The sequence below is a fragment of the Yersinia frederiksenii ATCC 33641 genome (assembly GCF_000754805.1).
GTDB lineage: Bacteria > Pseudomonadota > Gammaproteobacteria > Enterobacterales > Enterobacteriaceae > Yersinia > Yersinia frederiksenii.
This window is the reverse complement of the sequence record NZ_KN150731.1, coordinates 882,722-906,729: the sequence shown is the minus strand read 5'-3', so window position 1 is coordinate 906,729 and position 24,008 is coordinate 882,722. Positions and strand designations below refer to the sequence as shown.

Here is a 24,008-nt window from a genome sequence, read left to right as displayed (position 1 = left end):
AATACGGGATAATTAATAATATTAACTATGAATATTTATAACTTAGAAATTAAAAGTGAGAAAATATCATAAGAAAACACAGAGCACACATTATCGTAAAAGCCAGTTAATTATTAATACATTTTTTATTATGAAAGCATTATATTAAGAAGAAATATAAAGAATGGATTGTTACTTGCAATTAATTCAAGTGAAATGCCGTGCTAATCCAGCCGAAAGACCAGATTGCTGACCAAGCCACTTTCATCCAATACATTGAGCTGATAACTGCCTGGCAGAGATAAAGTTTGCACCCATGATTGACTATTTTCAGTTATCGCAACTTGCTCCCCATTGAGGAACCACCAGTGTTGCCCTCGCCCGCCCTGCACGGCCAAACGAAGGTCAAGATGTTGCTGACCCGGCAAACGCTTCACTACCGCGCCGTTGCGTATCCCCAAAATCAGCAACGGAGCCACATTAACATCACCTTGTGGTGAGCATTCGCGACTGGTAGGAGGTAGCCGTTGACTACGGCGCTCTGTTATCGGTAACCAAGGTTCGAGTGGCAGTGGCCATAATGTTAATGATACCGGCACTGCATCTGGGCAATCAGCGGCAACTCGCTGCCCCTGCGAATTCAGCCAAATACTGAGCTGGCTCCCCTGAATACTGTCCTGCCCAGGTGCTGCCAATGTGGGAGGAAGAGTGCCATCAAGTACCCAGCTCTGACGCCGCTGTCGGCAATTAGTGTCACCGATGGCCAATGGTTGACCGCCGGGCCAACAAATTTCTTCCCGACTGACGGACGGAGGCCGAGGGTCAAGCGGTAACCGGCGACCATTTTGTTGTAAAGCAGTCATCAACACATTGTTGACCTGATTAAGAATCGGTATCGCGGTAGCGTAACCAAATTGGCCAGCAACCGGTGTGCCATCAGGTCGCCCGACCCACACGCCAATGGTATAACGAGCATTAATACCAATAGCCCAAGCATCACGATATCCATAGCTGGTACCGGTTTTCCATGCCAAGGGTACAGTGGCAGGTAAAACATCATCTGGTAGCGGTCGCGCCTCGCCCGCCATGATGCGCCGGGTAATCCATGCCGCTCCTGCAGAGAATAAGCGCCGCTCCTGCACTTGCTGTTGTGGCTCAAAGCGCAATGTGGCTGCCATTCCACCACGAGCAAAAGCGCTGTACGCCGCAACTAACTGATCCAGCCGCGAACCAGTACCACCAAGGATCACCGCTAAACTCGGTTCACTGTGCAGGGGAAAACGTAAATTCAGGCCGCCATTACGCAAATTGGCCGCAAAGCGCTTAGGTCCATAGGCTTCCAGTAACTGCACCGCGGGGAGATTCAGTGAACGCACCAGCGCCTCACTGGCACTCACCGGGCCATGAAATCCGGTATCAAAGTTGCCGGGGCGGTAGTCGCCAAAGCGGCGCGGCACATCTTGCAGCAGTGATTCAGCATGAATCAAGCCATCATCCAATGCCATGGCATACAGGAATGGCTTCAGTGTCGACCCCGGCGAGCGCCAAGCACTGACCATATCCACATGACCAAAGCGGCTGTCGTCTTGAAAATCGACCGAACCGAGGTAAGCACGTACATTCATGGTGGTATGGTCCACCACCAGCAACCCTAGCGATGTTTTCTCTGGTAGCTGATGACGCCACCCCGCAGCCATCTCTTCTAACTGCCGCTGTAACCCGGCATCCAACGTCGTCTGAATCACTTCCCGTTGATTACCTGTGGTTAAGCGCCGAGCCAGTAATGGTGCTAATTGCGGCACCTGACGCGGGGCTAACCAGATATCTTCTTGTTTGATATCAGCCACCTGCTGTGCTGACCATACCTGATAATCAGCCAGCCGGCTTAACACTTTATCGCGTGCTGCTTTGGCGCGCAGTGGATAGCGATCTGGCCGCAAACGACTTGGCGCTTGCGGCAACGCCGCCAGTAATGCCGCTTCTGCGGGTGTTAATTGTGAGGGGGGTTTGCCCAGATAAGTCCAACTGGCGGCACCAATTCCTTGCAATGTACCGCCAAAAGGGGCGCGATTCAGATAGATTTCGAGGATTTGGTCTTTGGAAAAGTGCCACTCCAGCTGAGCCGTTCGCCAGATCTGACGTAACTTACCCAACAACGTGCGGGGATGCGGGTCGATTAGGCGAGCAACTTGCATCGATAACGTACTGCCGCCAGAAAGAATCTTGCCAGCACGCAAATCCTGCCCAGCGGCGCGGATCAGTGACAGTGGATTCACTCCGGGATGTCGATAAAACCAGCGATCTTCGAAGGTCAACAAGGCTTGCAGATAATAGGGTGAAACATCATACAAAGAGACCGGATAGCGCCATACTCCATCAGCATCAGCAAAGCGCCATAATGGCGTACCATCTTCAGCCACCACCACCCGAGCAACCTGAACCTCAGTTAAGGGTAGCGGCCAAATCTTATCCGCCAGCAATAAAGCAGCCGGAAAGATCACAGCAATAAGCACCAGCGCCCAAGTTTTGCGTCGTTTTTGCATCGATGGTTTTCACCTCCCCTTTACAGTAGCGTACTGCCAACCATAAAGGGGAGTGAGTATTTACTTAGAAACTTCAAGCTGCGGCACGGTACTCCCCAGCGCCCGCCAATCCGGGACATACATGGATTCTACCTGCGGAGCCGGGACTTGATAAATGCCCGGCGTCACCGCACGTGCCAGATAGAGCAAAGTGGTGTGGCGGTATGGGTCAACATTGACAGCCGCCACATAGCGATCATCACGGAACTCCTGATGCTTGATATCCGATTGCTGCATATCTTGCAATAACTCCGTCACACTGTTGGCGCTCTCCCCCAAGCTGGCGCTGCTGTCACCCAAATTCTGGTTTTCCAACTCCAGACCGGCCGGCAGTAAATCAACCACCAGAGCATCCGGCACGCGCTTATCGGCCCAGACATCTAAGTACACCAGAACCAGCTCCCCGCTTTTCAGCTTTGATAAATTCAACGGCTTACCATCAAGCCCAATATAGCTGCGGCTGATATGCAAATTATTGCTAGATGGCGCGGGCGTTTGCAGTGGGTATCCCACCACATCCAGCCGACTATACAGGGCCACATCGCCACGATTTTGTAATTGCATCCCACCCGCCAACTGTTGAGCTGACCAGTTTTGATTCAGCGCCGTATTCTGAGTCAATGTCGGGCTATCCGCGATCGGCTCTGCCTGCGGCGCAATCGCTACCTGCCAAGGCGCTTCCGCTCCATTCATCAGGGTGCGTCCAGCCAGGAACAGTGCATTACTCTCTTGGGTAGACAGGTAGCTACGGCCCACCAGCGCATTAGATAACGCCAACAGGCGAGTATCGCGCGCTTGCGGTAACAGGTTATTGTCGGTTAGTAGTGCCAAAATCAACGCGTCATCACGCAGCGCACTGCCGTAATCTTCCAACCAATAATCTTTATCACTGCGGGTAGTATTCAGCCCTTGAGTAATGGCTTCTTTAGCCCGAGGCATATCCCCCATCAATTTCAGCGCCACCCCAAGTTGCACCAACGGCAAACCAGAGCGCGCATCATTGCTACGGCTATACAATTGACGTAATGCTCCCAAGGATGCCTGCTGCTGTTGCGCCAACACCAAACCGGCATAAGCTTGCACCGCAAAGCGGGTATGGTTGGTCTGTTCACTGTAACGAATCTGTACCTGACTCGGATCTTGCAAATAACGCTGCAAACGATTATTGGCGGCGGTTAACGCAGCCACCGGCACGCTGTACCCTTGCTGGCTGGCGCGATAAAGGAAATCAGTGGCATAAGCTGTCAGCCAGAACTCTTCCGGGCTGTCATTACTCCACAAGCCAAAACCGCCGTTATGACGTTGCATACTGAGCAGATGCTCAATGCCGACATCAATGCTTTTACGCCGTTTTTCATCACTGTCCGCTTTGATACCCAGTGCGGTCAGTTGTGCATTATTGCTATACAAAGAAGGATAGAGCCCGCTCACCGTCTGTTCCAGACAGCCATAAGGATAGGCATACAATTCAGTGATATAACGAGCCAGATTCAGCGGTGGACGGCTGGTAATTAACAACTGACCTTGCAGCGTTTCAGGGGCTAGCCCTTCAATGGCCTCTGCCGGTAGGCTCCAGCTATCGCCACTGTGCAATACATTCGCAAAATGGCGGGTCTGAGCCGGATAAGCCGGTCGAACGCCGATTTTCCAATGATGCTGATAATCTGCCAATTTTTCATCCGGCAATACCATGCCGGTGATGGTCAACCCAATATCACCCTGACCAAAACCATTCAAAGCCCGCACCGGAATCAGCACGGTTTTGCGCTCGCCCGTTGCCAGAGAGATAGACTGAGTTTGCGCGCCGGTTAATGCCAATAAGTTACTCGCCGCCCAGTTGAGTGACAGTGTTTGTGGTTGGCCGGACAGATTGCTCAAGTCCAATGCCAGTTGGGTGCTATCTCCGCCCGCCAGAAAACGCGGGGTTGCCAACTGTGCAATCAGTGGGGCCGCGACCACCACTTTTGACTCCGCTTTGCCGAAATCTTCATCACTCCAGGCTTGTGCCATCAGGCGCAATTCACCATTAAAGTCAGGGATAGCCAGTTCAATCACCCCCTCGCCCTGAGCATTTAACGTCACTGGCTGAGCTTGCTGCGCCACAATAGTGACTTCAGTAATGGGTTTTTTACCCCCTCGAGACAGCGCATCTTCGTCATCACCATCACCACCAAAGCGCAAGCTGGCCAAACGCCCTTGCCCTTCAATCAATTGTCCGTAAACATCATATTGATCGACACTGTAGCGCTTGCGACCAAAGAAAGCGTCATAAGGGTCTGGCGTGGCGTAATCCGTGATATTCAAAATCCCACTGTCGACGGCTGACAGCAACACTTGCACTTTTTGCGGTAACGGCGCGCCAGTACGGCTGGCTTTCACTTTTACCGTTAAGGTTTGGTTAGGGCGAACGCGGGCTGGTGCTTCCAATTGCAGTGCCAGTTTGCGGGTCTCATCAACTAGCGGCAGATGCAGCAAACCAATCGCGCGTTTTGGTGTGGCTTGCTGAGATTTATCACCGGGGCGAATCACTGTCGCACTAAGATATAAATCATGGCGATTCCAATCGGTGTTAATCGGCACGTCAACCTCAGTGCCGCCTGCCGGAATGGTTACTTCCTGCCACCACAATGGGCCATCACTGGACTCCACCAGCAAATAGCCGTTACCGGCTGCTGGTGCTTCAATGTGTAATTTAACTTTTTCGCCCGGCCGATAAGCCGGTTTATCCAGTGTTAGTTTGACCTGATCTGGCCGAACCGCACCGCTACCCGCCGTATTATCCTGCCAGCTATAACCAGCCCAGAAGCGGGAACTACTGACCAGTGAGTTATCTGGATTGCTTACCTCAATGCGATAAGCGCCCCACTCGACCGGGAAGCTAACTTTGACACTGCCATTAGCCGGAATATCCACTGACTGTTCGGCCAGCGTCAGATCCTTTTTATCAAACAGTGACTGCCAACCATCACTTTCTGACCACTGCCAGTAATAATCGCGGCGCTCACGAACCAGCTTCACTTTTAAGCCGTTTGCCGCCAGTTTTTCACCGTCAGCATTGGCATACACAATTTCAAAATCAGCTTGGGTATCTTGATCGACCATAGCCTGCGATTTATAGCTGTCACTACGATAATCATAAACTTGCTGCTTGTTGAATAGAGGCCGAATGCCTGCCAGTGCCTCGGCTGGCCATAATGCCTGCTCAGCACGGCGCGTAACAGGCCGCCCGCCGGACTCCAACAAACTGGCCTGTAAAATCAATTTCAGTGGTGATTTTGCCTCTTGCCAACTGTTATCAACGGCGATATCAGTTTCCCCGTCGCTGTCCAGCGTGGTATCAAACTCATCCAGAGTACGCGAGAGATTCTCTTCATTAATTGAACCAAATTCAAAGCCGGGAAGTGCCGCCACCGCTTCGCGCAGTGGGCGTAGGAATAGTTGACCTTGCAGACGGTTACCCGAAGCCGGGGCACCATATAAATAGCGGCCGGTGACCGCAAAGCTGGCTTCGCTGTCAGTGGCAATCGGCTCTTTGCTGGTGGTGATATCCAATGCCATGCGCTCTGGTAGGAAATCTTCTACTTTAAATTTGTATAAGCGCGGTTGGTTGTCACCGAGATCCAGACGCAGTGACCACTCACCGGTAGGGCCACTTTCAGGAATCGCATATTGGTATTGATATAGGCCATCTTGCGGCTGCCAAACAAAGCTGCGTACCACCTGATTGTCAGGTTTGAGGATATCCACTTTGACCGGTTGGCTGGCGAGGGTTTTACCATCGGCATCACGCAGTAACCCATTGACAATTAACGTCTCGCCGGGGCGATACAGGTCACGCGGACCAAACACAAAGAATTGCTTCTGGAAACCTTCTGGCCCGGCAATATCAAACTCGGCCAGATCCAGTGCCGGTGAATTAAGGTCAATCAGGCTAGTCTGCCCATTTTGCGAAGCTAGCAGCAATTTCGCTTTGCTGTTTTTTTCCAGTTGCGCATGACCCTGCCCGTCGGTTTCCGTCTGAACCAACACCTGGCCTTTTTCATCCAGCAATTGCAACGAAACCCCTTTTAAAGCTGCACCACCGGCTAATGCCTGAGCAAACACATCCATACGGTTATGGTAGCTGTGCAACGAAACACCAATATCACTCAGGGTAAATAAGGTCGCGGCATTAGTGTAATTGTAACGCCCAGCTTGTTGCATCACGGCCAGATAGACGCCGGACTCTTGCAACGGTTTGATATCCGCTAACGGCAGTAACAGTTTTTCGCGGGTATTCGCCGCGGGATTGAGGTCAAAACGGCCGGTATAGACTAAATCGGCCATTTTCAGAAATTCGTCCGACTCCCAGTTAGACAGCGCACTGCGGTACTGCCAATTAGCGAGAAAGTTGGCCAAGCTGCTTTGTTTAATGCGGAAGAAGTTAACATCAACGTTATCAACATTGAGAGCCATCACCGGTAAGCCCTGCGCCAGTTTGCCCGGCAATAAAGACCCCTTACTGGCAAAACCAACACTCGGTTTGATATCACGGGTGGTGATTTGTTGCTGCTGCTGTTCACCAAGCTGAGCACCGCCGACGCCTTTCAACTGGCTATCGACGGTAAGCAGCAATTTACGCTCAGGCTTAAGATGGCGTAGACGCAACTCCATCATGTTGTCAGACAGCTCCCAGGCACCGTCAATTTTACCGCTGACGGTATCAACCAGATGTACCAGAGAGGAGAAGTCTTGATCGGGGGCCAATGGTTGCGAAAAAGTCAGAACCATGGCGCTGGCACCATCAAGTTGTAATTCAGAGGCATCAAGCAAAGTGAGGGGCTGACCGGCATGGCGTTTCGCCAACTCAGCCAGCGCGGCAGCATCATTGGTTTTACTGCTCGCGGTGTGACTGGCGGGTTCACGGGTCTGTGTAGTGACCGGAGCAGTTTGCGCGACAGCATCCTTATTATTGCTGCTGTCATCACAGGCCGCCAATAGCAATACAGCACTGACCAAAAGGGCCGCCTGGCCCCCTTTCATTTTCGACATTAACCGATGCAAACCATTGTGATTCATATCTTGCTCCCTGGTTGATGGCAAGATTATAGCATTCGTCTGAAGGGGAATATAGAGAGCGACTTATTAGGAATATTCTCGTCAAAAAAGCAATCACCACTTGGTTGAAAATAACACTGAAAATACACAAATTAATATTTAATGTTTTTTTAAAAAGTTTAATTTAATTATTTGAAAAACAAGAAAGACAGTAATCAATAAAAATAAATTGTTTTAAAACAATGATATAAATATGAACATAAGCATATAAATAAAAGACAAAATAAAATTAATATAAAAATTTTAACTTAATATTTTAATAAATAGCAACCCTCCAATAACTTCACTATATTTCACGGAAAATATCTCGTTATTAATTACCTCACGGATTTATTTCGTGGATTTCATCTATAAATAGGATTTATAAAACAATGAATCACCGCAACACATTAAATACGCGTTTATTACCATTATCGATTCTTATCTCGTCACTGGTCTCTGGTGGGGCAATGGCTGCCACCGTACCAACTGGTGATTTTCATCGCCTCGCGAATGGCGGTAGTTTTCTAATAACTAATGACGCTCTGACCACTAATAGTAAGAACAAACCTGATAGCATTCTGGAATCTATGTTCCCTGCTGGTAAAAAGATTACCGAAGAAATGAAGGCTGCGATTGCCAACGATCTTGCCGAAATGCAAAAAAGCCACCAAAAAACGTTAGTAGATATTCAAAAGCAGATTGATTCGCTAGGGCATGTTGAAAGAAAGCAAGCCGAAGTAGAGTTAGCTAAATTTAAAGCGTCTGCTGACAAAAAGATTCAATTCCTTGAAGCCAAAGTTGCTTATGCCAATAACCCGACTACAAACAATCTGGATGCTCTTAATAAAAAACTGGAAGACACTGTCACTCACACTATCAGCTCACTTCCTGAGGCTGGCCAATTCACTGCTAAAGAAATTCAGTCACTGGTAGAGGCTAAGCTAAAAAACGATGACTCAATATTATCGACAGAAATCACCCAAAAAATTGAGAACATCACGCAACAGCAACAAGCTGAGTTGAGTATGCTCGACAAGTTCCAAGATTTTGTCACTCAAAACGTACTCACCGCTGAACAAGCGGAAAAGCTGCAGCAAAATGTACAAGATAAGTATCAAAAAATTAATGCAGAGACCGTGGCTAAACTGGCTAAAGAGCAAGCACAAGCCGCAGATGAAGCAGCAGAAAAAACCAAGACCGAATCTCAAGGTGAATTAGATAAGCTTACGAAAGAAGAAGATAAAGCTAAAAAAGCAAAAGAGGAAGCTGACAATGCATTAAATGACCTTACCGGCAAAGATGACGCTGCGATTAAAGATGTAGATGGGAATTGGGCTGCTACTGATAGCGATATCGAAACAAAGCTAAATGACGAGATTAAGAACAACAAACTAGGTAAAAAAACCGAAGCTAAAGCTGCCCTAAAAGCGATCGAAGATGCTAAAGAAGCTACCGAATTAGTGACCAAGACTGCAACCGCATTCCAAGCCGCCGAAAAAGCCACTCAAGCACAACAAGATGCATTTGAAAAAGCAGAAAAGATCCAAACTGAAACTAAAACTGCACTGCAAGATAAAATTCAAGAATTTGACAGTGCTAAAGATGCCGTGGCTAAGCTAAACCCATTGGCTGATGCAACTGTTGATGTGCCCGCTTTTGAGCAAACTATTGCCATATCAAAAACACAAACAGTTGATTCTGGTGCTGTTGCCGTAGATACCAAAGTCGTAGGTGGCAAACAGAATGTGGCTAAGAAAGGCACTATCGTTAACAGTGTTATTACTGAAGGTGGCAACGTAAATCTGGCAGTCGGTGCCTTAGCCCATGCCACTGTCATCACCAAAGGCTCACTGAACAACAACGGCGGTACTGATACCAATACTGTTGTGGGTAAAGAAGGTGCGCTGGCACTAAAAGGGAACAAAATACCCGAGACTTCAGGCACAAAAGAAGTCATCAACATCGCTAAATCCTACAATGCAACAGTCGCTGAAGGTGGCCAAGTAACAGTTGATGAATATGCAGAAATTCATCACCTGCACAGCGAAAAAGGCACAATCAAACTGGAAAGCGGGGCTAAGGCCTTTAATACCTCTATTGATGGTGGCACATTCACTATCGATGCGGGTGCCGCAGCGGAACACACCAAGCTGGTTGATGCCAATCTGGAATTGGCTAAGGATGCAGTGGCTAATAGCACCAAAGTAGGCGCTGGTGCTCACTTCACACTCAAAGACAACGCTAAAACCATAGGAACCGAAGTCAATAACGGTGGGGAATTTACCCTTGAGAGTGGTTCTAGCGCCAATGTATCCTACGTACTTAATGGCACAATGACCGTTGAGGACGGTGCCAACATCAATGAGACTTATCTTTCACATGACGACGCGCTTCTGACTCTTAAGAGTGGAGCCGAGGCTAAGAACACCAATGTATATGATGGAGCTACATTCGACATCGAAAATGGTGCCAAAGCGACTAATACAACATTACATACTGCCAAACTGGAACTGAAAGCAGGCGCTAAGGCGGATGGCACCAAACTCTTTGAGGGTTCCACATTTACCCTGCAAGCCGACGCTGAAACAAAAGATACCTACATTGGTAGTGATAGTACTTTCACGGTTTTAGCCAAGGCAAAAGCCACCAATACCACTGTCGCGGGTGGCACATTCACACTGGAAGGCAGCGCAGATAACACCATCATTGATGGCGGCGTATTTGATATTCAGGCCGGTGCAACAGCAACAAATACCGTGCTTAACAGTGGTGATTTCAAGCTGATTAAAGATGCCAGCGCTAATAATACTACCGTGAATGGTGGTGTATTCACCCTAGTTGATGAGGCAAAAACCAGCGGTACAATTATTGATGGTGGTGTATTTGATATTCAGGCCGGTGCAACAGCCAATGATACCCAGGTGAAAAAAGGTAAATTTAACCTGATGGCGCGCGCTCAGGCACATAAATTGGTGGTTGAAAACGGTGATGCATTGATTGCCGGTATATTAACTGGCGATACCACCCTGAACGGCGGCGTGACGACGTTTACTGATACTGCCAATGTCAGTGGCTCGATTGACTCAGCTAAAGACAGCATTATCACTATCCATAATGGCGCAACCACCGACAGTGCAGACCTAAACTTAGCCGGTAACATGGTATTGGGGACTCCAGCACAAGCCGCCGCACGTTTCGCACGTTCTGCTCGCTCGGCTAACAATAACCCGCCAGCACAGTTCGCCTTTAAAGATGTGAAGCTGAGTGGTGGTAACATTGACATGAGCCAATCTAATGCTCAATTAACCATGGCATCACTGGCAGGTAACGGGAGCTTTAATTTAGGTTCAGCACTGAATAATCATGCTGGCGCACCACTCAACGTCATTGGCGATGCTGAGGGTACATTCGATATTCAGATTAACAATAGTGGTGTTGCGCCAACCAACCTGGATGTCATGAACATCAAAGGGAAGAATAACACTAACTTGAGACTGGCTAATGGACCGGTAGATCTGGGTAACTATCAGCACAATCTGGTCAGTGATGGTAACGGTGGCTTTAAGCTAGTTGCCGATAAAACTGTACTGACACCAAGTACTTCCGGAGCTTTGGCCATTGCGAATACCACCCCCGTTATCTTTGATGCCGAGTTAAGTTCAATTCAGAACCGCCTTGACGCACAACGTTCTGTGGCGAATGAAAGTGGCGTTTGGGTTAATTACCTGAACAACAACTATCAGGTTAAAGGTTCTGCTGCTAATTTCGACCAGAAGCTCAACGGCGCGACTTTGGGTGGTGATAAAGCCATTGAACTGGGTGATGCTGTCTTGAGTATTGGTGGTTTCGCGAGCCGCAGTAGCTCAAGCATTAAATCCGACTACCAAAGCAGTGGCAGCGTAGAAAGTAATTCTCTGGGTGCTTATGCCCAATATTTGGCAAACAGCGGTTACTACTTTAACACTGTGTTGAAAACTAACCAGTTTAAACAGAACCTTAGCGTCACATCGAAAGGCAACAACGCGAGCGGCGCAACTAACTTCTCAGGCCTAGGTCTGGCGGTTAAAACCGGTAAACATATCAATGTTGATGCCATGTATGTTTCTCCTTATGTTGGCCTGAGCAGCTTTACTTCCGGTAAAAGCAAACAGCAACTGTCTAACGGTATGGAAATTGAAAACCAGGGTTCACGTACCACCAGCGGTATCATTGGTGTGAATACCGGTTATCGTTTTGTGTTGAATAATGGTGTTTCAATCGCACCTTATGGCGCTTTATCTTATGCTCATGACATTAGCGCACGTAACGACGTGATAATTAATAACGAGAAATTTGATAATAGCCAGAAAGGTTCACGCACTAACGCCGGTGTTGGTATCAATGTCAACCTGACGAACAACCTGTCGGTCAACTCTGAAGTGATGTTATCGAAAGGCAAAAAAGTTGAGACCCCAATGACCATTAATCTGGGTGTCGCTTACACTTTCTAAGTCACACGATAAGTTATTCATGTAGCAAAAGTATCTTGTGTGATATCTATCGTAAGTAGTCAAAAGGGAGCCGCTATTGGCTCCCTTTTTTATTAATTATTGGCCGACTAATGATTGGTTGACGGAATAACATTTCTCAGCCAACTGCCCCACTTGCGCTGGTAAAATGCTTGGGTGTGAGTCATTAGATAATGGCTAACGCCACGCTCTTTCTCACTCACCAGACAAAAATCGACCGGCCCATCGTCTGGCGCATGGTCACTGGCAACATTACCTGCTTCTTGAATCAGTTGATCAATCTCATCATCAGAACCATCCACTTCCAACCCGACCAATAAGTTAGGTTTCTCATCTACACTTTTATCGTGCATCAGTGCCAAAAATGCACGCCGCACCGGTTTACGCTGACTGAATAACTGGATCAGTGCATCAACCATCGCCGCTGGATATTCTTCCGGCTGACCTAACAGGATCTGGCTCTCTTTATCCACTACCATTTCAGCAGGTTGCGCCAAGCCGCCATTTTCCAGCAACATTGCCACTTCTTGCGGCCAGAACTCTTTGCCGTGCTCTGATTTCGGATTCAAAAACAGATGCGCGCCTTGCGTCATTTCAAATAACACCCGCACTGGCATAGCAATAAAGGGCTGTGTTTCAGTATCAATCGATTGATCTTCAGCGATATCCAGCGCCTGCTGTAGTACCTCAACCGAGGTGAAAAAAGGAATGACAGATTCACCATCCTGCTTTTCCCAATGCAGAATATTCACCCCGTCGCCCGCCGTGAAGGGCATTTCACCCTCTTCACCGCGCTGCTCTGCATTATCCACCAGCACCAGAACAGTCGCATCCAGTAGTGCACGGAAAAAAGCGGTGCGATGAATAGACTCTGTCGCCGCCAGTTTTAACAGGGACTCCAGACTTTGGTCACTATCATCATGGTGGTGATGGTCATGGCTATCATCAACAGGGGATTGCGGCAAACTCATGCTCTACTCCAGAAAACAATCAAACAAAGGGACGCTAAAGCGCCCCAAACGTCTTTTTAACTCATTAAATTTACTGTTTTGCTTTCGCTAACAGCAGGTTAGCAATAGTACGGACACCTAAACCAGTCGCACCGGCAGACCATTGTTCAACCGCGCCTTTACGGTAAGTGGCAGAACAGTCAATGTGCAACCAGCCTTGCTGATAGTTTTTCACAAAGTGCGATAAAAATGCCGCGGCGGTGCTGGCCCCTGCACTGTAAGCCGCCCCAGCGACGTTATTCAACTCAGCAAAATTAGACGGCAACTGACTACGATGGAATTCGGCCAGTGGCAAGCGCCAGAAAGGTTCATGCTCAGTATGTGCGCTGCTCAACAACTCTTGCGCCAGTTCATCATCAAAGCTGAACAGAGCATGGTAATCATTGCCTAAAGCCGTTTTTGCCGCGCCAGTTAAGGTGGCAGCATCAATAATGAGTGGTGCATTCTGTTCGGAGGCATCAATCAGGCCATCTGCCAATACCAGACGCCCTTCAGCATCAGTATTCATGATCTCGACCGACTTACCATTACGATAACGAATAATATCACCCAACTTAAAGGCATTACCGCTGACCATATTATCCGCACAACATAGATACAGTTTTACCCGCTCTTTTAGCCCACGAGCCGCCGCCAATGCCAGTGCACCCGTCACTGTCGCAGCCCCGCCCATATCGGACTTCATTGAATCCATAAATGCGCTTTGTTTCAGACTATAACCACCTGAATCAAAAGTAATACCTTTACCTACCAGACAAGCCATGACCGGCGCATCTGGATTACCGGTTGGGTTATAGTCCAGCGCCAATAATACCGGCGCACGGTCAGATCCGCGACCGACGGTATAGATCCCCGCATAGCCCTGCTCGCGCAGATCTTCACCTTTGGTGATACGGTAGCTGATAGCATCACATGATACCGCGCACAGCAGGTCAATAGCATTTTTAGCCAGTTGCTCTGGCCCCAAATCCTCTGCGGGGGCGTTAATGGTATCGCGCACCCAGTCGATAATTTTCAACCGTTGTTCTAACTCGGTTTTTTCGTTCTCTGGCAGTTCTGCCCACTCCACGCTGCGCTGACCTTTTGGCCCACGGAAACCTTGCCAGAATGACCAGCTTTCCTCCAGACCCCAGCCCTCCCCGGCCAGTTTGACGTGTTTGATGCCTTGCCCGTCTATTTTGCGGGCGGCACGTTGGATCGTGCCTAATTTGCCATTACCGGTCAGGTGAATGGTCATCCCCTCAGCATCAGTACTGAGCAGGGCTTTCTCGCCCCAGCGGCTATCTGCCGGATTATTGGATAGGGTTACTTGCATCATTTCTGTTGTCATGGACTACCTCTTCATTATTATTTTTTGCTGTTATTCAGCTGCTTATACGCAAGTCTATGTTGACTGCGGCGGTTACCAATCTTGCTGTAAAATACCCGTCTTGCGGGCCATAGCTCTAAGGTATCAGATCAGGTACAAAAAAGGGCCGCTTACGCGACCCAATTTCTATTCAAACTCTTCTAACCAAACCAGCAGAATAGCTTCGAGTATTTTTTCATTTGATCCCTGAAGGTCATCATCAAAATCTTCCAAATCACAAATCCATTGGTGCATATCAGTAAAACGCACTGTTTTAGGATCAGTATCCGGGAACTGGTCGTAAAGGGCTTCGCCAATCTCGCGGGTATCTTGCCACGTTAAGCTCATATTAATGCTCTCGCGCATGGTTAATGGTATAACGCGGGATCTCCACCACCAGATCTTCGTCGGTGACTCTGGCCTGACAGCTCAGGCGGCTCTCCGGCTCCAGACCCCAGGCTTTATCCAGCATGTCATCTTCCAGTTCACTGCTTTCTGGCAGAGAATCAAACCCTTCTCGCACAATACAGTGACAGGTGGTGCAAGCGCAGGATTTCTCGCAGGCATGTTCGATGTCAATCCCATTACGTAAGGCAACGTCCAGTATCGTTTCACCTTGCGTTGCTTCCAATACTGCGCCATCCGGGCAAAGGTCTTTATGGGGCAGAAATACTATTTTAGGCATGATTAAACCTCATCCACTGAATGGCCAGCCAAAGCACGGCGAATAGAAGCATCCATCCGGCGCGCGGCAAAATCTTGCGTTTGTGCATCTAACGCTTTTATCGCAGCTTCGATTGCGTATGGGTCAGTGCCCTGCATCTGCTGCTGTAATGCCGCCATTGCCTGAGCGATAGCGGTACTTTCTTGCTCACTGAGTAATGCTGCATCTGCGGCCAATGCGCCTTGCAAACTCTCCAGCACACGGGAAGCTTCGACTTGTTGCTCCGCCAGCTTACGCGCGCCGATATCACTTTGCGCATTTGCCATCGAATCCTTAATCATATTGGCAATTTCATCATCAGACAGCCCATAAGAGGGCTTCACCTGAATCGATGCCTCAACGCCGGTGGATTTCTCCATTGCCGTGACACTCAATAAGCCGTCGGCATCAACCTGGAAAGTCACGCGGATATGTGCACCTCCGGCTGGCAGTGGTGGCAAACCACGTAAGGTGAAGCGAGCCAAAGAGCGGCAATCTTGCACCAACTCACGTTCGCCTTGCAGCACGTGGATGCTCATCGCGCTTTGACCATCCTTAAAGGTGGTGAACTCTTGAGCGCGGGCGACTGGAATGGTGGTATTACGCGGAATGACTTTCTCCACCAGACCACCCATGGTTTCCAGCCCTAAAGACAGCGGGATAACATCCAGCAGCAGCATGTCACTGTCAGGTTTATTCCCGACCAAAATATCTGCTTGAATTGCCGCGCCGATGGCGACCACTTTATCGGGATCAATTGAGGTCAGTGGCGTACGGCCGAAGAATTGCCCCACCTGCTCACGCACCAAAGGAACACGGGTCGAGCCCCCCACCATCACCACTTCCAATACTTCATCAGCAGTGACGCCAGCATCTTTTAACGCCCGACGACAAGCCATCAATGTGCGCTTAATTAATGTAGCAATCAGGGATTCAAACTGTGCACGGGTAATTTGCCCTTGCCAGCCCGCAACAGACACCTCAACAGAGTCAACATCACTTAGCGCAATTTTGGCCGCAATTGCCGCATCGAGTAGTTGCCGCTGAATACCATGATCATTACGGGAATCTATACCAGCTTGCTCACGTAGCCAGTCGGCCAATAAGTGGTCGAAATCATCACCACCGAGTGCCGAGTCACCACCGGTTGCTAGCACTTCAAATACGCCGCGGCTCAAGCGCAGGATAGAAATATCGAATGTCCCACCACCCAAATCGTAAACGGCGATAACCCCTTCCTGACCGGAATCCAGGCCATAGGCAATGGCTGCGGCGGTCGGCTCATTAAGCAAACGCAACACATGCAGCCCAGCCAGACGGGCAGCATCTTTGGTGCCTTGGCGTTGAGCATCATCAAAATAGGCCGGAACAGTGATTACGACGCCGTCCAACTCCCCTTCCAGTGCGGCCTGGGCTCGCTGTGCCAATATTTTGAGAATATCCGCCGACACCTGCACCGGATTGACCAACCCGGCGACAGTCTGAATCATCGGCAAGCCATTTTCACTCGGCTGGAATTGGTAAGGCAGATTGGGGTAACGCTGTTCGATGTCCGCCAGAGAGCGGCCCATCATACGTTTGACCGAGCTAATGGTATTGACCGGGTCCAGTGCCGCTAAATGACGCGCGTTCCAACCGACATCAATGCCATCTTGTTGATAATGAACCACTGACGGTAAAAGATCCCGCTGTTGTTCATCTGCCAGCGTTTGCGCTTTACCGCTGCGCACTGTGGCTACCAATGAGTTGGTGGTACCTAAATCTATTCCTGCAGCCAGCCGACGTTGATGCGGCGCAGCAGTTAAACCAGGCTCACTAATTTGTAATAAGGCCATGTTGAGCTTCCATCAATCATGAGTCTAAAAAGTAAAATCTATTTGGCGCTATCGCTCTAATAAGAATTAGTCGGACATTATAGTGATCAATAAATTGAGTTTTATTTATTTTTATCAATCAGGTACTCAGGCAAAGTCGTCAAACAAACGCTCTTCCAGTTGCTCGACCTGCTGGCGCAATTTATCCAGAAAACGTAATTTCCGCACAGTATCAGCTGCCTGTTCCCACTGTTGCTTGTTCAGTTGCTCAACCATCTGCTGGCTGCGTGTTGTTGTCATCAAGGCAAGACGGCGGCTGAAAGCTGCAAGCAGTGTCTCAGCATCTGGCTGACGTTCAATAGCATCAAGCTCTTCTCGTAGCTCCAATTGCTCCATCAGAAACGCAGTATCACGCAGGGTGTGCTGTTCGTTGCTCAAATCAAAACCCTGCAAAGATAGCATATACTCAGCCCGTTTTAACGGATGCTTGAGGGTTTGATAGGCGTCATTGATGGTCGCGGCTTGCTGCAAAGAGGCTAAACGCTCGCGTTCAGGCTGATTTGCAAAACGATCGGGGTGGAATTGGCGTTGCAATTCTTGATAGCGGGTAGTGAGTTGGTTGCCGTCAATCAGATACTGAGCTGGCAGCCCGAATAATGTAAAATAATCCATAGCATGCTCTGGGAGTTATCGTGATGACTGAGCTGAGATCTATACAGCTCTCTTTTAGTGCAAGAGAGCTGTATTAAGCATCAAGTGCCTGAGACAGGAACAAAAACAGGAGTCAGACGTTAAAGCTTTCGCCACATCCGCACTCACTTGAGACGTTCGGATTGTTGAACTTAAAGCCTTCATTTAGCCCTTCCTTGACGAAATCCAGTTCGGTGCCGTCAAGATAAACCATGCTTTTGCCGTCGATGATCACTTTCACGCCTTTGTCTTCAAAAACGATATCGTCATCGTTCATTTCATCAACAAATTCCAGGACATATGCCATACCGGAGCAGCCTGATGTCCTGACGCCTAAGCGCAGGCCCAAACCTTTACCACGGTGATTTAAAAAGGCGCTGACCCGTTGTGCAGCACTGTCGCTGATTGATATCGACATAAACCTTCCTCAACTCTTGGACGCTGCCCATAGCGGCAAATATCGCCATATGGGCTAGCTATTAATAACCTATTCTACAACTACTTAGCGGTATGCTTACTTTTGTAGTCGGCGATAGCTGCTTTAATGGCATCTTCAGCCAAAATTGAGCAGTGAATTTTGACTGGCGGTAACTCTAGCTCTTCCGCAATCTGGGTATTCTTGATTGCTTCAGCTTGCTCGAGAGACTTGCCTTTCATCCATTCAGTTACCAGCGAGCTGGAAGCAATGGCAGAGCCGCAGCCATAAGTCTTAAAACGAGCATCTTCAATGATACCGGCATCGTTGACTTTGATCTGCAATTTCATAACGTCACCACAAGCAGGTGCGCCAACCATGCCACTACCGATGCTAGGGTCTGCATTGTCGAATGATCCAACGTTGCGTGGGTTTTCGTAATGATCGATTACTTTTTCGCTGTAAGCCATGTGATTACTCCTGATTCTTAAAGTCTGGAATTAATGGTGAGACCATTCAATGCTGCTGATATCCACGCCCTGTTTGAACATATCCCATAACGGAGACAAATCACGCAGACGACCAATGGATTTACGTACCAGTGCAATGGCGTAGTCGATCTCTTCTTCTGTGGTGAAACGCCCCAGAGAGAAACGAATTGAACTGTGAGCCAGTTCGTCGTTCATACCCAACGCACGCAACACATAAGAAGGTTCCAGACTCGCGGAGGTACAGGCTGAACCAGATGAAACAGCCAAATCTTTCAATGCCATAATCAGCGATTCCCCTTCAACATAGTTGAAGCTGACGTTAAGAATGCCAGGTGCGCCATTCTCTAAATCGCCATTCAGGTAAACTTCTTCGATATCTTTGATACCGTTCCACAGACGCAGACGCAACGAGCGCAGGCGTGCAGCTTCACTTTCCATCTCTTCTTTGGCAATACGGTAAGCTTCACCCATGCCAACGATCTGGTGCACTGGCAAGGTACCAGAACGCATGCCACGTTCATGACCACCACCGTGCTGCTGAGCTTCGATGCGAATACGTGGTTTACGACGAACAAACAGCGCGCCAATGCCCATCGGGCCATAAACTTTATGGGCAGAGAAGGACATCAAATCGACTTTTAATTGGCTCAGGTCAATCGGTAATTTACCCACGCTCTGAGTAGCATCGACGTGGAAAATGATTCCGCGACTACGGCACATTTCGCCGATTTCAGCGATATCCTGCACCACACCGATCTCATTGTTCACATGCATGATAGAAACCAAAATGGTATCTTCACGCATTGCCGCGTCCAGCTGTTTCAGGTCGATAATACCGTTAGACTGCGGTGCCAGATAAGTCACTTCGAAGCCTTCACGCTCCAATTGGCGACAGGTATCCAGCACAGCTTTATGCTCGGTCTTACAGGTGATGATGTGCTTGCCTTTCTTCTGGTAGAAGTTAGCTGCACCTTTAATTGCGAGGTTATCAGACTCAGTGGCACCAGAGGTGAAGACTATCTCGCGAGGGTCTGCACCGACTAATGCGGCAATATCATTACGTGCAATATCAACAGCTTCTTCTGCCTGCCAGCCGAACTTATGAGAACGAGAGGCCGGGTTACCGAAAATGCCGTCCAGAGTCAGGTACTGCATCATTTTTTCAGCGACACGAGGATCTACCGGGGTCGTGGCTGCATAATCCAGATAGATCGGTGTCTTTACTTTTGATTCGGTCATTGCTCTTATGCTCCGTACATCACTTCCAAAACGTAAAATTCCGCAGATTCTGCTTATGCGCGCAGATTGACGTTAATCGTCTCTTGCGGTCGGCCATTGGCCGTACGGCGCGTATCGTTATTTTGACGATCCGCTACCTCAAGAATATCTTGGTTATTCACCAGTTCTGCCAATGTGATGTTGTTGAGGAAGCTGCTGATACGCTCACTCAAATCACGCCACAAGGTATGAGTGAGGCAACGATCGCCACCCTGACAACCTTCTTTACCCTGGCAACGGGTTGCATCAACAGATTCGTCAACGGCAGTGATTACGGCACCGACCGCGATTGCTGATGCATCTTTACCCAACAAGTAACCGCCACCTGGACCACGAACGCTGGCCACTAAGCCATTTTTGCGTAACCGTGAAAAAAGCTGTTCCAAGTAGGATAATGAAATCCCCTGACGCTCAGAAATATCTGCCAGAGGAACTGGCCCGTCCTGGGAATGTAATGCCACATCAAGCATGGCGGTCACGGCATAACGGCCTTTGGAAGTCAGTCTCATAGCTAAAGTTACCTGTTGGTGAAAACAAGCCAGAATTCTGACATTCTTGAGTATTTTAGTCAACTATTTAACCTAGTAATTTACTCAAGTATTATTTATCTATCTCATTTTCGATAATATGAGACGGATTTCATAATAACCAATTGATATAAAGCATTAATTTTTATCGTCATGCCCACTGGAATCTGCACTACGTTGCGGATATTTATCTTGTTTTTCAATAGATGTCAGCATTCCACGCAAAATATTGAGCTCTTGAGCCTCTGGGCGCGCGCGGGTAAATAGACGGCGCAGTTTGCTCATAATCTGGCCCGGATGTGCCTGACGAATAAAACCACTATGGGATAAAACCTGTTCCAGATGCAGATAGAAACGCTCCAGATCATCCACTAATGGATAAGGAGCTTCCTCTTCTTCTACTATTGGTGCCGCCTGCTGGCGATCAAGGAAGGCTACCCGCACTTCATAGGCTAAAATTTGTACCGCCATGGCTAAATTTAGTGAGCTGTATTCCGGGTTGGCCGGGATGGCTACATGATAATGGCATTTTTGCAGTTCATCATTAGTGAGGCCAACTCGTTCACGGCCAAACACTAAGGCTACCGGGGCATGCTCTGCCTCACGCGCGCTGCGAACGCCGCATTCACGCGGTTCCAGCATTGGCCATGGCAAGGTACGGGAGCGAGCGCTGGTGCCAACCACCAAGCTGCACCCAGCCAAGGCTTCATCCAAGGTGTCAACGATGGTGGCATTGCCAATCACATCACTGGCACCCGCGGATAAGGCAATGGCTTGTGAATCCGGTTTTACCAAAGGATTGACCAGATACAGATTGGTTAATCCCATTGTTTTCATGGCCCTGGCTGTCGAACCCATATTGCCGGTGTGTGAAGTCTCAACCAAAACGATGCGAATATTGTCTAACATACAAACTCTGAAGATAACGGGGAATCACCATATCTTAACACAGACATAGGCATTTATCAGATCCCCTGCTATACTACGCGCCGTTTCTCGTTCTTTAACATCCTAGTGGAAGATACCCATGCATCCGATGCTGACTATCGCCATACGCGCTGCGCGTAAGGCCGGTAACCTGATTGCCAAAAATTATGAAACCCCGGACGCTGTCGAAGCGAGCCAGAAAGGCAGTAATGACTTTGTTACCAACGTTGACCGTGAATCAGAAAGTCTGATTGTTGACGTTATCCGTAAATCTTATCCAAAACACACCATTATTGGTGAAGAGTGCGGTGAGTTAGTTGGCGAAGACGATGATGTACAATGGGTTATTGATCCACTGGATGGCACCACCAACTTCATCAAGCGTCTCCCTCATTTCGCAGTTTCTATTGCAGTACGCATCAAAGGCCGTACTGAAGTTGCTGTGGTTTATGACCCAATGCGTAACGAACTGTTTACTGCTACCCGTGGTCAGGGCGCTCAGTTAAACGGCTATCGTCTGCGCGGTACCAACGCGAAAGATTTAGACGGTACTATTCTGGCGACCGGTTTCCCATTCAAAGTTAAACAACACGCACCGGCCTATATCCGTGTCGTAGGTAAACTGTTTGAACAGTGTGCAGACTTCCGCCGCACCGGTTCTGCGGCGCTGGATCTGGCTTATGTTGCCGCAGGCCGTGTAGATGGTTTCTTTGAGATTGGTTTGAAGCCTTGGGATTTTGCTGGTGGCGAACTGTTAGTGCGTGAGTCTGGCGGTATCGTGACCGACTTTGCGGGCGGTCATAACCATTTCAGCTCTGGGAATGTTGTTGCGGGTAACCCACGTATCGTGAAATCTATCGTTCAAGCAATGAGCGATGAAATCAGTGATGCATTGAAACGTTAATTCCTCGCGAATAACCGTTTTAAATCAAAAGCCAGTCTGGGTTAACCGACTGGCTTTTTTTGTGGGAATATTTAGCGACCAAAGGGCCGAATGCCACCAATGAAACCTGGCTGGCTGGAAAGATAAAGCAAAACCCCGGCAAACAGCAAAATCAGACCGCCAGTTAATGCCAATGTTCCCCAAGCGATGGCTCCCCAAGCCGCTGGCGCGCGTTTGTGGCTTAAACGCACCGCTAACCGCCGCGCATAGTGGACAAACAATGCCAGTAACGAGATAGTCAATGATGTTCCTATCGCCATGGCGATGGCAGACAAAATCCCCCACCCGTAGACACCAATCACTTTAGCAAACAGCAGCACCATGATGGCCCCTGAACAAGGCCGCATTCCCATGGCCAGAACAATCGCCAGCCGAGTACGCCAATCATCCCCCGCTTGTAGCTCTTGAGTGCTCGGCATATGACGGTGCCCACAACCACAGTTATCGCTATGAACGTGATCCGCACTCAGTGGTTGTATACGTTGGATGGTAATTTTTTGCGGCTTAAGCATTTTTATCTGCTGATAAAGTCGCTTTATTGCCCTATAACACAGCAGGACCCCAAGGGCAATAACCAATAGGAAACTGCCCTTTTCCAACCAGAAACTGCTTTGGTGCAAATAGCGGGAAGAAAGTTGCAACATACCCAGCAACACAGTCACCAGCAAAATTGCTACCGCACCTTGCAGTATTGAGGCGGCAAAAGTCAGCTTCAAACTGCTTTTTAACTGTGCCGGGTGAGTGGCTAAATAGGTCACAATCACGACTTTACCATGCCCCGGCCCCACTGCATGTAGCACCCCATAAATCAGGCTGAACATCATCAGCGCAAAACCGGTCTGATGTGGATTAGCTTTAACCTGTTGCAGTAGCTGGGCCATCTGCAGATGCATATTTTTTTGCCAGACCACCGTCTTGAACAGCAGTTCCGGCCAATAGAGCCAGGCAACATGGGCAGCACCAGCCAGAAGCACTAAAAACAGCAACAGTGGCCATAAATTTATTAACCAGTGTTTGTGGCGCGAAGCCGTGGCGATCTCTACTGACATTGCACCGTTACCCGTTGTGCGAATTGTTTCCCAAGCTCCATATCTTCTCCCGGTGAGTCACTTTTATCTAATGACAGCGCATAAGCCTGTAATGAAGCATTCGGATTTGGGGTGAATAAGGTTAATTTGCAGCTTTTCTCCATTTCTGGCGATAACCTGACAGCCTTCTCTCCGGCATAAGTCATATCCACAAAATAGGTAGGGTCGTAAGTCGAGATAATAAAAGGTTTCCCCACCAAAGGTTGTGGCTCAGCCAATGGCAAAACAAACTCCAAAACCGCCTGATGGCCCTTGCGTGATAAATGATATTCTGTCGGCAAGTTTTTATATTTCACCGGTTTACCATCACGGTATATATCAGTGAAATAATGTTGCCCCAGCACATTGGCCATCACTTCGGCTGCCAGTTTCTTCCAGATTTCAGAATCACTTTTGGCATTTTCTGCGTCATATAACAGATCTGCAGAAGTGATTTCATCCATCGTCCAGACCATTTTTATTCCCACCACTGTCTGTTTTTCGCTGACAAAAGTAGCATCCATATCGATAAAACTGTGGGGATGGGCGTGTGCTAACTGGCTATAAATAAGAACGCCACCCGCTAACAGCAAGGCTGTTAGTCGTTTAACTACGGCTGATTTGTTATAACATAACATATCATGCAT

17 protein-coding genes are annotated in these 24,008 nt (G+C 48.6%); 2 read left to right on the top strand and 15 right to left on the bottom strand.

Going from position 1 to position 24,008, the window contains the following annotated elements:
* Nucleotides 1-203: 203 nt before the first annotated feature.
* Nucleotides 204-2,522 (bottom strand): peptidoglycan glycosyltransferase PbpC, encoded by a 2,319-nt coding sequence (gene pbpC / locus DJ58_RS17575; protein ID WP_004707893.1) that lies wholly within the window; start codon nt 2,520-2,522, stop codon nt 204-206.
* A 60-nt stretch (nt 2,523-2,582) separates the two neighbouring features.
* Complete coding sequence (locus tag DJ58_RS17580; protein ID WP_004707895.1) at nt 2,583-7,619, bottom strand: alpha-2-macroglobulin family protein; 5,037 nt, start codon at nt 7,617-7,619, stop codon at nt 2,583-2,585.
* A 410-nt stretch (nt 7,620-8,029) separates the two neighbouring features.
* On the opposite strand from DJ58_RS17580, the gene DJ58_RS22180 reads away from it, so the two are divergent.
* Entirely contained in the window at nt 8,030-12,130 is a 4,101-nt protein-coding gene (locus DJ58_RS22180) for an autotransporter outer membrane beta-barrel domain-containing protein (protein ID WP_004707897.1), read from the top strand.
* A 107-nt stretch (nt 12,131-12,237) separates the two neighbouring features.
* Here DJ58_RS22180 and sseB read toward each other — a convergent pair whose 3' ends face one another.
* The 11 genes from sseB to trmJ form a co-directional block, all read right to left on the bottom strand.
* Nucleotides 12,238-13,119, bottom strand: a complete 882-nt coding sequence (gene sseB / locus DJ58_RS17585; RefSeq protein WP_004707898.1) for an enhanced serine sensitivity protein SseB — start codon at nt 13,117-13,119, stop codon at nt 12,238-12,240.
* A 70-nt stretch (nt 13,120-13,189) separates the two neighbouring features.
* Nucleotides 13,190-14,488 (bottom strand): aminopeptidase PepB, encoded by a 1,299-nt coding sequence (gene pepB / locus DJ58_RS17590; RefSeq protein ID WP_004707900.1) that lies wholly within the window; start codon nt 14,486-14,488, stop codon nt 13,190-13,192.
* 165 nt (nt 14,489-14,653) lie between these two features.
* Complete coding sequence (gene iscX, locus DJ58_RS17595; protein WP_004707902.1) at nt 14,654-14,854, bottom strand: Fe-S cluster assembly protein IscX; 201 nt, start codon at nt 14,852-14,854, stop codon at nt 14,654-14,656.
* A 1-nt stretch (nt 14,855) separates the two neighbouring features.
* Nucleotides 14,856-15,191 (bottom strand): ISC system 2Fe-2S type ferredoxin, encoded by a 336-nt coding sequence (gene fdx, locus DJ58_RS17600; protein ID WP_004707904.1) that lies wholly within the window; start codon nt 15,189-15,191, stop codon nt 14,856-14,858.
* Between the two features lie 2 nt (nt 15,192-15,193).
* A complete protein-coding gene (gene hscA, locus DJ58_RS17605; protein ID WP_004707906.1) occupies nt 15,194-17,044 on the bottom strand; it encodes a Fe-S protein assembly chaperone HscA in 1,851 nt (616 codons plus the stop codon).
* A 126-nt stretch (nt 17,045-17,170) separates the two neighbouring features.
* Nucleotides 17,171-17,695, bottom strand: a complete 525-nt coding sequence (hscB, locus tag DJ58_RS17610) for a co-chaperone HscB (RefSeq protein WP_004707908.1) — start codon at nt 17,693-17,695, stop codon at nt 17,171-17,173.
* A 112-nt stretch (nt 17,696-17,807) separates the two neighbouring features.
* Complete coding sequence (gene iscA, locus DJ58_RS17615) at nt 17,808-18,131, bottom strand: iron-sulfur cluster assembly protein IscA (RefSeq protein ID WP_004707910.1); 324 nt, start codon at nt 18,129-18,131, stop codon at nt 17,808-17,810.
* An 80-nt stretch (nt 18,132-18,211) separates the two neighbouring features.
* On the bottom strand, nt 18,212-18,598 hold the full coding sequence (iscU, locus tag DJ58_RS17620; RefSeq protein ID WP_032910725.1) for a Fe-S cluster assembly scaffold IscU: 387 nt from the start codon (nt 18,596-18,598) through the stop codon (nt 18,212-18,214).
* 30 nt (nt 18,599-18,628) lie between these two features.
* Complete coding sequence (locus tag DJ58_RS17625; protein ID WP_004707914.1) at nt 18,629-19,858, bottom strand: IscS subfamily cysteine desulfurase; 1,230 nt, start codon at nt 19,856-19,858, stop codon at nt 18,629-18,631.
* Nucleotides 19,859-19,911: 53 nt separating this feature from the next.
* Nucleotides 19,912-20,406: a Fe-S cluster assembly transcriptional regulator IscR gene (gene iscR, locus DJ58_RS17630; protein ID WP_004707916.1), complete on the bottom strand. Its 495-nt coding sequence runs from the start codon at nt 20,404-20,406 to the stop codon at nt 19,912-19,914.
* Between the two features lie 156 nt (nt 20,407-20,562).
* A complete protein-coding gene (gene trmJ, locus DJ58_RS17635; RefSeq protein ID WP_004707919.1) occupies nt 20,563-21,333 on the bottom strand; it encodes a tRNA (cytosine(32)/uridine(32)-2'-O)-methyltransferase TrmJ in 771 nt (256 codons plus the stop codon).
* A gap of 118 nt (nt 21,334-21,451) precedes the next feature.
* On the opposite strand from trmJ, the gene suhB reads away from it, so the two are divergent.
* On the top strand, nt 21,452-22,255 hold the full coding sequence (gene suhB / locus DJ58_RS17640; protein ID WP_004707921.1) for an inositol-1-monophosphatase: 804 nt from the start codon (nt 21,452-21,454) through the stop codon (nt 22,253-22,255).
* A 71-nt stretch (nt 22,256-22,326) separates the two neighbouring features.
* On the opposite strand, the gene DJ58_RS17645 is transcribed toward suhB, so the two are convergent.
* Together DJ58_RS17645 and DJ58_RS17650 are read right to left on the bottom strand one after the other, a co-directional pair.
* The gene (locus DJ58_RS17645; RefSeq protein WP_032910726.1) at nt 22,327-23,343 is read right to left on the bottom strand and encodes a nickel/cobalt transporter; all 1,017 of its coding nucleotides are present in this window, start codon (nt 23,341-23,343) and stop codon (nt 22,327-22,329) included.
* Nucleotides 23,334-23,999 (bottom strand): DUF1007 family protein, encoded by a 666-nt coding sequence (locus DJ58_RS17650; RefSeq protein WP_004707924.1) that lies wholly within the window; start codon nt 23,997-23,999, stop codon nt 23,334-23,336. Before DJ58_RS17650 ends, DJ58_RS17645 begins: the two co-directional genes overlap by 10 nt.
* Between the last annotated feature and the right edge of the window lie 9 nt (nt 24,000-24,008).